Annotated in this window: 12 protein-coding genes; all 12 read right to left on the bottom strand. The window is 36.6% G+C overall.

Annotation, left to right across the window (positions count from 1 at the left end):
• Positions 1-56: 56 nt before the first annotated feature.
• Positions 57-3503 (bottom strand): DUF11 domain-containing protein, encoded by a 3447-nt coding sequence (locus EAG08_RS14075; protein ID WP_129535984.1) that lies wholly within the window; start codon positions 3501-3503, stop codon positions 57-59.
• Between the two features lie 73 nt (positions 3504-3576).
• The gene (locus EAG08_RS14070; protein WP_129535983.1) at positions 3577-4176 is read right to left on the bottom strand and encodes a hypothetical protein; all 600 of its coding nucleotides are present in this window, start codon (positions 4174-4176) and stop codon (positions 3577-3579) included.
• Positions 4177-4802: 626 nt separating this feature from the next.
• Positions 4803-5408: a hypothetical protein gene (locus EAG08_RS14065; protein WP_129535982.1), complete on the bottom strand. Its 606-nt coding sequence runs from the start codon at positions 5406-5408 to the stop codon at positions 4803-4805.
• A 39-nt stretch (positions 5409-5447) separates the two neighbouring features.
• Positions 5448-8357 (bottom strand): hypothetical protein, encoded by a 2910-nt coding sequence (locus EAG08_RS14060; RefSeq protein ID WP_129535981.1) that lies wholly within the window; start codon positions 8355-8357, stop codon positions 5448-5450.
• A 94-nt stretch (positions 8358-8451) separates the two neighbouring features.
• Positions 8452-9135 carry a hypothetical protein gene (locus EAG08_RS14055; RefSeq protein ID WP_129535980.1) on the bottom strand — a complete coding sequence of 228 codons (684 nt, stop codon included), beginning with the start codon at positions 9133-9135 and terminating at the stop codon, positions 8452-8454.
• 193 nt (positions 9136-9328) lie between these two features.
• Positions 9329-10093, bottom strand: coding sequence for a hypothetical protein (locus EAG08_RS14050; protein ID WP_129535979.1), 765 nt, complete (start codon positions 10091-10093; stop codon positions 9329-9331).
• A gap of 14 nt (positions 10094-10107) precedes the next feature.
• Positions 10108-10914, bottom strand: coding sequence for a hypothetical protein (locus EAG08_RS14045; RefSeq protein WP_129535978.1), 807 nt, complete (start codon positions 10912-10914; stop codon positions 10108-10110).
• A 5-nt stretch (positions 10915-10919) separates the two neighbouring features.
• Complete coding sequence (locus EAG08_RS14040; RefSeq protein ID WP_129535977.1) at positions 10920-11723, bottom strand: hypothetical protein; 804 nt, start codon at positions 11721-11723, stop codon at positions 10920-10922.
• A gap of 72 nt (positions 11724-11795) precedes the next feature.
• Entirely contained in the window at positions 11796-12407 is a 612-nt protein-coding gene (locus tag EAG08_RS14035; protein ID WP_129535976.1) for a hypothetical protein, read from the bottom strand.
• A gap of 384 nt (positions 12408-12791) precedes the next feature.
• The gene (gene rplL / locus EAG08_RS14030; protein WP_129535975.1) at positions 12792-13157 is read right to left on the bottom strand and encodes a 50S ribosomal protein L7/L12; all 366 of its coding nucleotides are present in this window, start codon (positions 13155-13157) and stop codon (positions 12792-12794) included.
• Between the two features lie 46 nt (positions 13158-13203).
• Entirely contained in the window at positions 13204-13800 is a 597-nt protein-coding gene (rplJ, locus tag EAG08_RS14025; RefSeq protein ID WP_129535974.1) for a 50S ribosomal protein L10, read from the bottom strand.
• A 17-nt stretch (positions 13801-13817) separates the two neighbouring features.
• Positions 13818-14510: a 50S ribosomal protein L1 gene (gene rplA, locus EAG08_RS14020; RefSeq protein WP_129535973.1), complete on the bottom strand. Its 693-nt coding sequence runs from the start codon at positions 14508-14510 to the stop codon at positions 13818-13820.
• Positions 14511-14514 lie beyond the last annotated feature (4 nt).

The raw sequence follows: 14514 nt of genomic DNA, 5'->3' as shown, positions 1-14514 counted from the left end.
AAGCCAGTATGATTAGGAATAAATATTTCATTATTAATTCTTTTTATTGTTAAACATTAATTAGACGGACACGTAGGTGTACTAAAACAAGTCCAACCCGCTGGAGTACCCGTTGTGTTGACCTGAAGACAATCTGATGTAATATTGTACACCATCATTCCTTCTACCAAATTTGCTGCAGGAATTTGCGAAATCTGCAGTGCTGTCAATCTGTTTACAACAAAACCTTTAGTTCTTGATTCCAAAACCGTCCAAGCTCCTTTTCTTATCATTGGCCAATTGCCCGATGCAGTACCACCTGCTCTTGCTAAAGAAGTAAAACCGTGATTTGTATTCAATACAGTTCCGCTTGTAATTCCTGGTCTGTAACACACCTCCTGAGTATCAGTATCGGTAGCCGTATTATTAGTCAAATTAGAATCTGTACTGTTTGCCGGCGCTGTAATGGTGACCGTATTCACAAGATCACCTGTGAAAGTGAACGGTATACCTACCGTTACCGTGTAAGTTACCGTAGCATTTACAGGCAGATTTACCACATCATTGATCGCTCCAGTCTGCGTTCCCAAAACAGAAGTTGTCGCACCTCCTGCAGCAACTGCAGTATAGCTTACATTCGCAGCAAGAATACCCACTGGCAAAAGATCTGAAACCGTTGCTCCCAAAACACCAAAAGGCCCATTGTTTCTTGCTACAATTGTATATACCCTTGTAGAACCCGGTGCATAAGCTGTTGTATTATCTGTCTTGCTTATGGCAAGATCGGCGCTGAACGCAATCGGAGATGTCACACAATGCGCTCCGTCATTAGAACCACTCGCAGGCGAATCTGAAATCAAAACTCTTTGTCCAGTAGTAAGATTGAATTGGTAAAATCCACCACCATTTTCCGATCCGTAGATCTCTCCTGTACTAGAACCGAACAACGCCCCAAAAGCAATAGTTCCCGGCGAAGGTCCAATCCCGGTAACAGTACCATTAGCAGGATTGATTGACATCAACCGCCCTGTATCATTACTAACAGTATATAAAAGACCGTTTGTAGTTCTAAAAGCAAGATCTGCCACAGTAATACTTGCCGATAATGTAATAGGCGTAGCTACTAAAGTTGTTACATTAACTCTGTACAAAATATTATTAGACCCTGACGCTTTTATATAATAGTTTCCTAAATTATCAACCTCACCCGAATTATATGCATCCGCAGGCAATCCTGTCACAGGACCTAAATTAACTGAACTTCCATTAGGATTAATAATCCATAAATTATTAGAAGCTATACTAGGCATTGCGTACATACGCCCATTCAACGGATGGATCCCTATTGCATTATAATCACCTGAAGCATCTCCAATAAGAGGATAGGCAAATGGATTACTTGATGTATCAACAGAATATAAAGTCTTAAACTGCGCAAGATATAATGCATTAGTACATCCAATTGCTGTAGAACATTCAAAATCCTGTATTGCAGCATTCTGAGAAGTTCCTACTCCCTGACCAACATCGCTTCCAACATCAGCAACACCTCCTGTATTTACCAAATTAGGAACACCATTAGCATTTACTGCTCCAGCAATACTTCCATTTGCATTAAGCTGAGCTCCCGTAACATTTTCATCACCCTCCACAGCATCGAAACATCCGTCATCGTCAGAATCTAGATCTAAATAATTAGGAATACCATCATTATCTAAATCACATACTAATCCATTTATAGATACATCATCCACACTCCAATCATCACTTTGAGAAGTCATTCTGAACGCCAAAGTTGCGGTATTCGGACCTGTATAAGGAATATTGATTGTGAATGGAGCAGATTGGGTATACCCCGTTGCAGCCCCAGTTCCAAAGGTTGTAAATGTTCCGGTTGCTCCATTTGCATAAGTTATAGTAACATTACTTGTATTTCTCAAAATAGAATTTGATAAAGTCGCATATACAACATTATTCAAAACAACCTGTAAACTTGCTGTAGATCCGGCAGAATTATTACCATCCTGAGCTCCAATTCGCAAATTAAGCGACACAGTTCCATTAGGCACCACAGTATTTAGATTGCTTATAGATTGAGATAGTGGGCTCAAAGTAAGATTTTCACCAACATTATGAGCATATCCGCCAGCAGCATCATACACCCAACCGTTTCCTAACGTCCATCCGCCAAGCCCAGTAGCAAAGGCTCCATTAGTTACAAGATTTGCAGGTGGACATTCCACAGTATCTAAAATACCGTCATTATCGTCATCAAGATCTATGTTATCAGGAACGCCATCACCATCAGTGTCTGGATCTACCGCTACTACAGAAGTATTATTCGCAGCATTTGGATCTGATAGCGAAGCACTTGTTACAGTAGCCGTGTTTGTATAAGCTGTGTTTGCATTTACCGTTGCATTGATAGATAATGTTGCTGAAGCTCCATCGTTCAAAGTAGGAATATTCCAGACTCCGGTTCCTGTGGCATAAGTCCCTACAGAAGGCGTAGCAGATACAAAAGTATATCCGGAAGGTAAAACATCTGTAATATTGATATTAGTATTATTCGAAGCTCCATTATTGGTAGCAGTTACCACAAAATTCACCGTACTACCAACCGCTGCAGATGAATTATTCACGGTTTTTGCAACTTGTATATCCGACTCAGCAGCCGACAATCCTATTAGAAAAGCATCCAATCCATCCCATGTAACCACAGTTGCATCTGCCCCATTTCTATTACCATATACCTCCAAAACAACAGTTCTTATATCATTATTTTGAAATCGAACTGTTCCCCTAGCAGTATTTACTGTAGCAGGATCCGTCGTTCCAATATAATCGTTATTTATAGTCTTAGCAGCATTATTCACATTGAGATTGGTACCCGACAACTGTGAAATAACGGTACTTCCAAGAATTTGTGTACCAGATGAATTTAAAACGGATTTTACTGTAAATTCCGCTGTAAGAGATGTTGTTGCATTACCACCTAATCCTTTGAAATGCAGATGAGGATTATTAACCCCTCTACTCAAAGTAATGGTTATTTCACCAAGCTTTACCCTGCCATTTCCTGCTTGATTACCTGCAGCTACAAAATTGCCTTCAATACGTGTTGCATAATTTGTAGCAACATCAATTCCCGTACCATTGGCTGGAACTCCATTAGAGGTATATTGAGTATTATCACCACCGGCATTTCCTATATTATTCATTAATGTATAATATGGCGCAACACCACTCGCACCAAACCTAACAGCATCAGTGAAATTTGTTGTATTTACATTGAAATTCACAGTTAATGCACTAGGAGATGCATAATTAGTTAATGTCGTTGTAGTATTGTTATTTGTATCTTTTTGCAAAGCTACCGTTACATTAGTTGCAGCTCCTACACTTGGAATAACATTTCCCATTTCCAGATCCGGATAAGTCTGAGCAAAAGCAAGAGACGTAAACATGACCAAAGAAGCCACTGCCTGTTTTTTTAAATGTTTAAAAAAATATTTAAGTTTCATTATTCATAAAGTATTAGCATACCCACTATAAAAACGTGAGCATGAGTATTAATAAAAATTATTCGAATTTTATTTAAACTAATACCGGTGGCGGTCTCACAGAAAAGACCTCAGAGAAACAAAAATCCAGAGATTTGTTATTGTAGTATGTGTATTTTTGAGAATGTAGAAAGTCTAAAGCCTGAGTAATTACATAAGCGTCTGCCGAAATATAGAATTTAGAAAAATCGTGAGTGTTTTGACTAGGTATTACATAGTTTTTTGCGATTGAGCTTGAAGAAAAAAACTGATCAGGAGGCGGAGCACCATTGAAATCATGCTTAACAAAAACCTGAACCCTTTTTTCAAATTTTTCTATTTCTTTTTTTACTTGTTGTAAAGCTTCTTTTTGTCTTTTATTTTCAGCTATTTTTAACTGATTCTTAAGATCTTTCTTTTCTTCCTTTTGGGATTGCTTGGCAATTAATTTGAGAAGGTGTTCTTTGCCTCCGTTTTCCTGATAAGAAACATCAGAGTTTTTCAGAATAATTTTATTGCTAAGAATCTGCTTATTAAAATTATCATCTGCAGAGTACAAATTTGCCCCATCTTTTAAAACAATGGTAGTCGGCGTAATTTGTTGCTGAGAATTAGCTTTTTGAGCGTAAACATTATTTATTAAAGAAAATAACATTATCAACAATAACGCTGGAAAATAATTCAAACCTTTAATAAAGTTCAAATTTTTAGCAACCGTATTGTTATATAATAAAGTTTCTTGCAAGGATATTAGTTTACAGGTGCAAAAGTAAGCAATAAATCAACAAATATTGTATTAAATGAATATCAACAAATCACATAGTATCACGTTATATCCGAATTGCGTATAAAAACAATATCATTAAATTTTTAACCGCATTTTTTCAATAACAACGCATTTAAAAATTGATTTTTTACACTTAAAATTTCAAAAAAAATTGCAATAATTTACACCTACATTTATTTTCTGATTAATTTATAAAATCTCGAAATAATGGATACTACCAACCTAAAAGCATTATTAACAGGAATTACATAAGAAACTTATATAAATAAAATACATTAAACACGAATACCTGAATATGATTGCTAACTATACTTTATCCATAATTTTAATTTAAAAAAATAAAATTTAAGAAAAAACAATCCATAAAATTAGAGATACATCATCAACAAATATTTGATTTTCATTTCATCACCACGTGAAATTATTTTTAAACAAAAAAAAAAAGTTGCTCCATCACGAAGCAACTTAAAATATATATTTATTTTACTGTAAATCTATGGTTTCCAAAAAGACCAAACTTTACCATTAAAAACTGCCAATTGCTGTTTTACCGTATCATAAACCATTGTTCCAGGTTCAGGATTTGAGATATTCAGATGCGGACTTGGCACTTTTGGGAGAATCATTGCTTTGTTAGCGTCTTCCAAAACCAAAATCCCGGGAACCGAAGTCGGTGTTCCGATGCTTGTTTTGGCTGTAGGACTATCCGCTAAAGCAACACCATTGAAAGTATCCTGAAGTGTCGTGTCTACCACACCTTGGGTACTGTTTATCGGTGCAGGAGCGCTTTCGTTTTTCGTGAGAGCCACCCAGCTTGTTGCCGCAGTTCCGTTTTTGTACTTCACGATAAAATCTGTGGTATCGTAGATAATTGTCCCTTCCACTGCAGCAGCTTTATCCATCGCAGCAGTTGTCCAGGGTAATACAAAACCTTTTCCCTGATTGACTACATAATCCCCAAATTCCAGAGAAATTGAAGGATTGGGAGTTCCTGCCGGAGCCGGTAAAGGCAAGGTGGTGAGTGATGATTTCCCGATTGCCACCTGAGCAGAGGCAGAAGCAGCGATGAAGAGAAATGCTATTTTTAATATATTTTTCATGTTTTTTAAAATTTAAACTTAATTAAAATCTTAATTGAATTAATCCGGACAAGTCTGTGTACTGAAACAGCTCCAGATTGTACCATTGTAGATTTTCAAACACTTTGCTACGGTATCGTAAACCATCATTCCCTCTACATAATTCGCTGCAGGAATGGATGCCAATGGTGGCGTGGTTGGTGTAGCCGTGTTAGAATCTGCATCTACGAATGCCATACGGTTGAGAACAAAACCTTTAGTTTTAGACTCTAAAACCGTCCATGCACTCTGTCTCACAACCGGCCAATCTGAAGTACCTGAATTTGCTCTTTTTAGTGCAGTAATTCCGTGTTTTACAGGGTTCGGATTTCCTGCAACCACTACTTCAGGTTTGTAGCAATAACATCCTGAACTTATCAATGCGTTTTGCGAATCACCGATTCCCTGACCAACATCTCCTCCGATATCGGCCGCTCCTCCAGAATTCACTTGGGTAGGAACACCATTAGCGTTAACACAGGTTCCGGAAGCACACAAATTCTGATTGGATGCTGATGAACCTGTTCCCACACTAAGACCTGATGCTGCATTAACCAACATATTCACAGTAACGTTCTCATCTCCTTCCATCGCATCTAAACAACCATCGTTATCGGAATCAAGATCTAAATGATTAGGGATTCCATCATTATCTGTATCACAAGTCAGCGGCTGCAGATCTAAAAATACAATCTCATTCACAGAAGCTCGTGGTGGCGTTACAGTACTGTAGCCTTGGCTGGAAACAATAGTGAACCGAACTCTTGCCACATTTGTATATTCTTTTGTAAAACTAAAAATAGGAGTTCCCGTATATTGATCCGGAGCTACAAAATTCTCAGTTCCCAAAAGTGTATTGCCCGCATTATATAATTCAATTGTAAAATTACCAATCCATTCATTGAATCCCCATGGACCATATAGTTTAACATGATCAATTGTAGAGGAAGATTGCATATTCATACTGAAAGCTATGGGAAGGTTTGGCACGTTGGTGTACCAGTAAGGGAAAGGACCATCTCCCGATCCACCTGCCCCCTCACCGTCAGCAATTTGCGGAGCGGTTCCAACAGTTATAGGTTTATCGGCTGTAACTGAAGACGAAGTAACCGGGCGCACTAAATAAGTTGGTGTACATTCTACCGTATCCAGAATCCCATCATTATCATCATCTAAATCCTGCCAATCAGGAAGACCATCGCCATCAGAATCTAGACAATCGTTTTTCGATGAATCCTGAGATTGTCCAACAGACTGACCTGCTCCTACTGCAGTAGGTACGCCTGTAGTCACACTCACCGCAGTTCCAAAGTTGGTATTTGGAGTTTGGGAAGCAATTGTTCCTGATGCAATTGTTGTAGGGTTGAAATTTCCTGCACCTTCTCTGGCATCTGGACAGCCATCACCGTCTGAATCTAAGTCTAAATTATTGGGAATTCCGTCACTATCAGTATCAGTACCACAGCTGAACCCTACCGATGGTGCTTCCGAAATATCACCCCAACTATATCCAGAAGTCAGGGTAGATATTGTCCCTAAATTAGCTGCATTATTTGGATCTATTCGTATTAAATTTCCACTATTGCTCCCTATCAAATCTCCATTCGCACCAAAAAACAATTGCGTACCTGAGGCTGAGGCTGTTGTTCCAACAGAAATCCAAGCTGATGAAGGAGTAGTTATACTTAAGTTTAAACTGCTCAAGTCAAGTTTATATAGAGCACCTGTGCTGCCTATAACATAAACCATCCCTGAAGAATTGATCGCAATATCTCCTAAATCTATTCCAGAAATAGGGTCAACAACTTTGGTAAGGGTACTCGCATTTCCGCTTGCATTAAACGTTACTCGCCACAATCCCTGACTTGTTGTTCCTGTGTCATCGTAAATAAAATAATCATTGTTATACATTGCGGCCCCTCCTGAAGCATCACCCAAACTTGATAAAAATCCTGAACCTACATTTACAACGGTATTGGTTGAAAACTGATAGGCAAAAAGACTTCCCTGCGCTATATTATTTGCAAATAACACTCTGTTTCTCGCAGCATCTGTTGTCATGTGATTGGCATCATTACCAGGGATAATATTTGTTGCTATAGTCGTAGGAGTATAAGTATTGCCTGTTAAACCTATTAAATTAGCCTGAGTAGCAGATATCGTTCTGATCCCAAATCCGGAATAGTTGTAAATTGCACCCCCTCCACATTCAGCAGTGTCTAAAATACCATCGTTGTCATCGTCATCATCTATATAATCAGGAATACCATCCCCATCACTATCGACAGCTTCCTGCAATACTAAATCATCAAGAGCAAAATCATTTCCCGTGGTAGATTTTGTGGTATTTTCCCAAGTCATATCTACTGAAGTAACTGACGAAGGAACCGTAAATTCATACTGAACATTTTTCCACGCATTCACATCCGCAACAACCATTCCCGAGGTATAAAATGATGTCGTATTGCCTTGTGGTGAAACCCTGAATGTGGCGTTTGCCCTATTTGTAGCAGTACCAGGAACGGCTCCTAATGTTGCAAAACGGTAATTTATTCTATATGTTTTCCCAGGCACTACAGTCATAGTTTTTTTGAAAAACACATTTTCTGAAGCTGGTATAGCGACCCCACCTTGTGTCCAAAACATCAGAAATCTCCCACCCGCTGCATCGGAAGGTACTTGTGTTGTACCTGCAACAATATTATTAGCTGGGTTAGCTTCAAAAGCGCCATTTATCTGACTATTTTGTGGCGGGTTGGCACTATTATTCCAATATCCTGTAACACCGTTATTGTAAGACGAACTGTAAGAAAGCCCGTTGAAATTCTCAGTCCAGACTGTCGTCCAATTCTGAGCTTTAAAAAAGTTAATTCCAAATGCACACAAAATCATTGTAGGCACAAGGACATACTTGAATATATTTTTTTTCATTTTAATTTTTTTTATATAAGAATTCAATATTTCAGGTGTTTACAAGAGAAATTATAAATAAACAATCCTCTTTTTAATTACCTGATTAGAAAAATTATATAAAAAATGGTGGTGGCCTTACAGAAAAGACTTCAGAAAAACAGAAATCTAAAGGTTTGTTATTGTAATAAGTATATTCTTTAGGGTATAAAAAATCTAAAGCCAGCTTAATTATATACTGATTTTCTGCACTATAAATTTTAGATAATTTATGCTGATGGTAGCTCGGGACTACATAATCTGTGTTGACGTGAGTAGATGAAATGAATTCTTCAGAAGACGGAAAAGTCTTTATTTTCTCTGATTCGAATTTTTCTTTTTGAGATTCATAATCAGAAACCTGCTTTTTTAGTTTTTTTAGCGCCTCTTTCTTCTTGTTGTTTTCAGCAATTTTTACCTGAGTTTTGAGATCTTTTTTTTCGGATTCAATACTTTTTTCTGAAGCAGCTACCCATATTACTTCATCACCATTCTCACTTTCATAAAAAACTTCTGTGTTTTTTAAGGAAATCTTGTCTGAATTTATTTGCTGATTAAAGTTGGCATCTGTAGAATAAATCGCAGCCCCATTTTTAAGAATAATCGCAGACTGAGCGGGATTCCCAATGCCTACTTGTGCATTCAATAAACTATTAAAAGAAAAAAATAACAAGACACATAAACCGCAAAAATATCCAAAGCCTTTATTAAGGTTCGAATATTTTTTAGCACAGCTAAAGCTTGTTAGTTTCTTTTTCAATTATATCATTTGTTTGCGCAAATATAATCATTATATTTAACTAATCAATTGTTTCTTTGTCAATTATCTAAAAAATATCATTTAACATAATATTTAATTTCACACAATAAAGAATAATAAATAAATATTTACTTAAAAAATAAATGCTGTCTCATTTCTGAAACAGCATTTATTAAATGTAATTGTAAAAAAATTATTGTATTGGTTCCAAAATCTTCAAGGAAGATGAGGTACCTGCCATAGTAGCACTCAAAGTATTAACTACACCAGTCTGTGCCTGCCCTACTGTTAGTACACTTCCAACAGGAACATTACGCTGAGCACAGGCAAATTTATAACTGTGGATACCCACAGGTAAATCAGGAATAGATGCATTCAGTGTTAAAATTTTATAAGAACCTGTAGCGCCTGTAACAATTCCTGTTCTTGTAAATCTCAATTGATTATCTATATAAATACCACACCCGAACGATCCTGTAGCATTAGCGCCCGTTACCTGTGCTACGGTCTGTACAAAAATATTGACAATATTGGTTGTTTTATTGATTCTAAATGAAGTCTCACTTACTCCGGTAATCTCTATCCAATCAGCCGGCAGTGCCTGATTTTCGTTGTAAGAGACACCATTACTCCCGGTTCCATTAAATGAGGCTCCTACGTTGGTAGACTTCAGATAAGATGCAGTAAGTATCAGACCATCTAAATAGCCATTTGGCAAATCAAATTTTTTCCATTGAGGGTTTGTAGCACCATTTGCAGAAACGAGGTCTCCTACAGTCCCCGGACTTCCGACAGCTGAATCTGATCCTCCCAAATTAATTTCATTATTAACATTTGTTGTTCCATTTACATCAAGATTTGTTCGCGGATTTACTGTTGCGACCCCCACGTTTCCTGTCTGTGCAAAAAACAAACCCGATTGTATTGCAAAAAGAAGAATTAAAATATATTTTTTCATTTTAATAAAATTGATTAAGGATTATAAACCGGTACAGTATTGCTCGTACTAGGTTTTTCATAGGTTTCTACTACCAGTGATGATTTTGTCATAAAATTATTCAAATTTCCACTTACAGCCCTGCCAATTCCGAGCTGGCCAGAAAAGCCGTTGATGTTTCCTCGTTTTTTACAAGCAACTTTGGCGGTATGATTTCCAACCGACAAATTATTTGCAGAAGCTAGTAAATCAAATGTAAAGAAGGGGGTTACTGCTGTTCCTGATTGATCGACAGTATACACTCTTATACCTTTTAATAAATCATCAACAAAAATACCGCACGAAAAGTCTGCTGCACTGTACTGAATGGTAGATTCTAAATGAGCTATCGTTTCGAATGACAAAAACGTTATATTCTGTGGGTTATCAATCTGAAAATCACGTTGTAGCTCTGTTATCTGAGTTCCTGCAAAACTACTTAAAGTCTGGTCTAAAGCATACAGTTGAAACCCACTGGCTGCAGTACCGAAGATAATACCGTTTTGTGTTTCTGCTGCTGCATTATTAAAGATGGTGTACAAGAAAGGATTAAAATCTGGTCTTCTTATCAGCTTCCAAACCGGAGGATTGTTTGCTCCCTGCGAGACCAAAACTGTACCAACATCACCCAGAGAACCATTTGCCAAATCTGTTCCCCCTAAAAAGATTCTGTTTCTTACACTTAAATTACCCTGTACATCTAGCGTTGCGTTTGGAGTTTCTGTGTTGATACCTATCTGTGAATTTGCAAAACCACCTAGAACCAACAAAAGAAGAAGGAATATATTATTTTTTGTTTGCATGACTTTTAATAAATTATTTTAACTTGTTCACTTACATCAAATTTGAGAACAGATTTAAGCATAAAATTGTTGGCAACCTGAGTACCATCTGTTGTTGTTCTGCCAATTGCAAAATGAAAACCTGTATCACTTGATGTAATTCTTCTACAAGCTACCTTCACTGTATGGTTACCAGCCGATAAATTATCTACGGTATAGTTTAAGGTAAAAATTGATTGGTTTTTTTGGCCTTTATTGTTAATACCATTGATCTGATCGGCTCTTATTGCTCTCAGTGTATCGTCTATAAATATGCCGCAAGCAAAACGCACATATTTACCTGTACCTGCTCCAATGTTAGACATTTCTAGGCCTGTCTGGAACAAAAAGTTTGTTCTGTTTACCGGATTCGCCACATTAAAGCTAGATGCCAAGCCGGGAATCTCTGACCAAACAGGCGTTGCAGAAGTAATGCTTTCTCCAACAGCACTTGTGGTAATTCCATCACCTGCACTTGTATTTCCGAAATTGATTCCTACTTCATCGGCCGTAGCGTTAGAATCTGTTATTCTGTATTCGTTCAGTTCATAAAAACCAAGTTTGGAAGTTTTCCATATTGGTGTAGTATTGTCACCTTGTGAAACTAAAATCTGATTATTTGTACCCGGATTACCATTTACGTCTTTCGTACCGCCTACACGAAGTTCGTTTCTTAAAGTAATGTTGCCATTAACATCTAATGTGGATTGTGGACTAGTAGTATTAATTCCCACCTGTGCGAATAATGTTGCGCCTATAAGTATTGCACAAAATAAAGCATATTTTGTCATTGATAAAATTTAATTAAAATTGATAATAAGTAGATATAAACCGTCTTCTCTAAAAAGCAGTTTAAAAATAGTTTATGCAAAAACTGGTGGCGGTGGCCTTACTGAGAAAACTTGAGAAAAACAACCGTCAAATGATTTATTGTTATAATAAAAGAATTTTTGGGTATGCAGAAAGCCCAACGCTTTCTTGATTAAAAAAAATTCTGAAAAACATACTTGTTTACAAACATTCTGATTAGAAGGTTTGGGAGCAATATAATCTTTAGTATTAGACTTAGAACCAGAAAATTTATCTGAAGATTGTGGCGGGTAAAATTCTTTGATTAAAGAAGATTTATTTTTGCTTTCGAATTTTTCAATTTCTAGTTTAACCTCTTCAAGAGTTGTTTGCTTCTTTTTTTCTTGTGTCAATCTGACTTCTTCCGTAAGATCATATTGTACAGCTTGCTTATTCTTACTAGAAGAATTTTGTGCAATTGAATGTGATTTTTCAAAATCTTTTTCTGATAAGGCTGCTTCTTTATATCTGAGCTTTTTGTTGAAGCTTTCATCTTTAGAAAATACAACTACATTTCGGTCTACAAAAATGAATGCTGTATCTGTGTGTTCTTCTTTTGAAGACTCTTGTGCATTTAAAAACTGAAACTGAAATAGGAAAATAATGAATCCAAGAAAACGCAGCAAAAATTTAAAACTTTCACCACTAAAGTTCTTAGAACTTATGCATATATGTAAACCATCACTATTCAAAATACCTACTGTTTTGCAAAAATAGAAAAACTATGTGTTTTAGTTCAAAATCAGTATGTTAAGAAATCCTAAAAATGATATATATCAACAATAGTAAATTTAACATAAAAATTTATGTTTTAAAATTTATTAATTGAAGAGTAAAAGAAGCGGCAAAAATTTAACCTTTTTGCTATTTCTAAGGCTTAAAACAATCCATTAAGACGGTCAGAAGTTAACCATCAATACAACTCTGTTAGCTGTTGGGAATTCCAGAAATAGTACAAAAAAAAAGCGATAAACTAAGTTTATCGCTTCCTTATATTTAAAAATTGAAAATTATTTCAATTCTACTTCAGCACCAGCTTCTTCTAATTGCTTCTTAAGAGCTTCAGCTTCGTCTTTAGAGATACCAGTTTTGATTGCAGCAGGAGCTCCATCTACGATATCTTTAGCTTCTTTAAGACCAGCACCAGTTAAATCTTTTACTAATTTAACGATAGCCAATTTAGAAGCACCAGCAGCTTTAAGAATTACATCGAATTCTGTTTTTTCTTCAGCAGCTTCAGCACCAGGACCAGCCATAACAACTGCAGCAGCAGCTGGCTCGATTCCGTACTCATCCTTAAGGATAGTAGCTAATTCATTTACGTCTTTTACTGTTAAGTTTACTAGCGTTTCAGCTAAATTTTTTAAATCTGACATTGTTGTAATGTTTTTGTTGATTATTTATTTAATTTTTTGAGAGTAATTATTCAGCAGCTGGAGTTTCCTCAGTGCTTTCTGCAGCAGGAGCTTCTGGAGCTGCCTCAGCAGGAGTTTCTTCTACAGCAGGTGCAACAGCTTCTTCAGCTTTAGCTTCTACTGTTTCAGATTTGTTTTGAAGAGCAGAAACAACTCTTTGAATTGGAGACTGAAGTAATCCGATGATTTCACCGATCATTTCTTCTCTAGACTTAATGCTTACTAAAGCATCTAGATTGTTGTCACCAACATAGAAAGTTTCTTGTACAAAAGCAGATTTTAAAGCCGGCTTTTCTTCTTTTTTTCTAAAGTCTTTGATTAATTTTGCAGGAGCGTTAGCCGTTTCAGCAATCATTAATGCAGTATTCCCTTTGAAAGTTTCAAACATTTCAGAGTAATCTACTCCTTCAATCTGTTCCATTGCTTTTTGCAAAAGTGTGTTTTTCACAACTTTTACTTTAATATTTTGCTTGAAAGCCTGTCTTCTGAAGTCAGAAGATTTAGCAGCATTCAAACCGTCTAGATCTGCTACATAAACTACTTTAGCATCCTGAAGCAAATCTTTGATCTCTTGTATTGCTACAACTTTTTGGTCTTTTGTCATTGTCTTAAGGATTATAATTAGTTAACAGATTTACTATCAATTGCAATACCTGGGCTCATTGTAGAAGACAAATAAATGCTCTTCACATAAGTACCTTTAGCAGCAGTTGGTTTCATTTTGATCAAAGTAGAGATTAATTCCTGAGCATTCTCCTTGATTTTAGCAGCATCGAAAGATACTTTACCAATACCAGCGTGGATAATACCGTATTTGTCTACTTTAAAGTCAATTTTACCAGCTTTTACTTCAGTTACCGCTTTACCAATTTCCATAGTTACAGTACCTGATTTTGGGTTAGGCATCAAACCTCTTGGTCCTAATACTCTACCCAATGGTCCTAATTTACCCATAACAGCTGGCATAGTAACGATAACGTCAACATCAGTCCAACCATCTTTTATTTTTTGTAAATATTCGTCAAGACCTACATAGTCAGCACCAGCTGCTTTCGCTTCAGCTTCTTTATCTGGAGTTACTAAAGCCAAAACTTTAACATCTTTACCAGTACCATGAGGAAGAGATACTACACCTCTTACCATTTGGTTAGCTTTTCTAGGGTCTACACCCAATCTTACAGCGATATCTACAGAAGCGTCAAACTTTGCAGTGTTCACCTCTTTTACAAGAGCAGAACCTTCTTCAAGGTTATAAATTCTTCCTTTTTCTACTTTGCTTAAAGCTTCCTTTTGCTTTTTAGTCAATTTTGCCATTTCT

The sequence above is a fragment of the Chryseobacterium sp. 3008163 genome (assembly GCF_003669035.1).
Lineage (GTDB): Bacteria > Bacteroidota > Bacteroidia > Flavobacteriales > Weeksellaceae > Chryseobacterium.
This window is presented reverse-complemented; position numbering and strand designations above follow the sequence as displayed.

Coding starts and splice junctions, on each gene's coding strand:
- EAG08_RS14075 (WP_129535984.1), bottom strand. CDS start 3,503: ATGAAACTTAAATATTTTTTTAAACATTTAAAAAAACAGGCAGTGGCT.
- EAG08_RS14070 (WP_129535983.1), bottom strand. CDS start 4,176: ATGTTATTTTCTTTAATAAATAATGTTTACGCTCAAAAAGCTAATTCT.
- EAG08_RS14065 (WP_129535982.1), bottom strand. CDS start 5,408: ATGAAAAATATATTAAAAATAGCATTTCTCTTCATCGCTGCTTCTGCC.
- EAG08_RS14060 (WP_129535981.1), bottom strand. CDS start 8,357: ATGAAAAAAAATATATTCAAGTATGTCCTTGTGCCTACAATGATTTTG.
- EAG08_RS14050 (WP_129535979.1), bottom strand. CDS start 10,093: ATGAAAAAATATATTTTAATTCTTCTTTTTGCAATACAATCGGGTTTG.
- EAG08_RS14045 (WP_129535978.1), bottom strand. CDS start 10,914: ATGCAAACAAAAAATAATATATTCCTTCTTCTTTTGTTGGTTCTAGGT.
- EAG08_RS14040 (WP_129535977.1), bottom strand. CDS start 11,723: ATGACAAAATATGCTTTATTTTGTGCAATACTTATAGGCGCAACATTA.
- rplL (WP_129535975.1), bottom strand. CDS start 13,157: ATGTCAGATTTAAAAAATTTAGCTGAAACGCTAGTAAACTTAACAGTA.
- rplJ (WP_129535974.1), bottom strand. CDS start 13,800: ATGACAAAAGACCAAAAAGTTGTAGCAATACAAGAGATCAAAGATTTG.
- rplA (WP_129535973.1), bottom strand. CDS start 14,510: ATGGCAAAATTGACTAAAAAGCAAAAGGAAGCTTTAAGCAAAGTAGAA.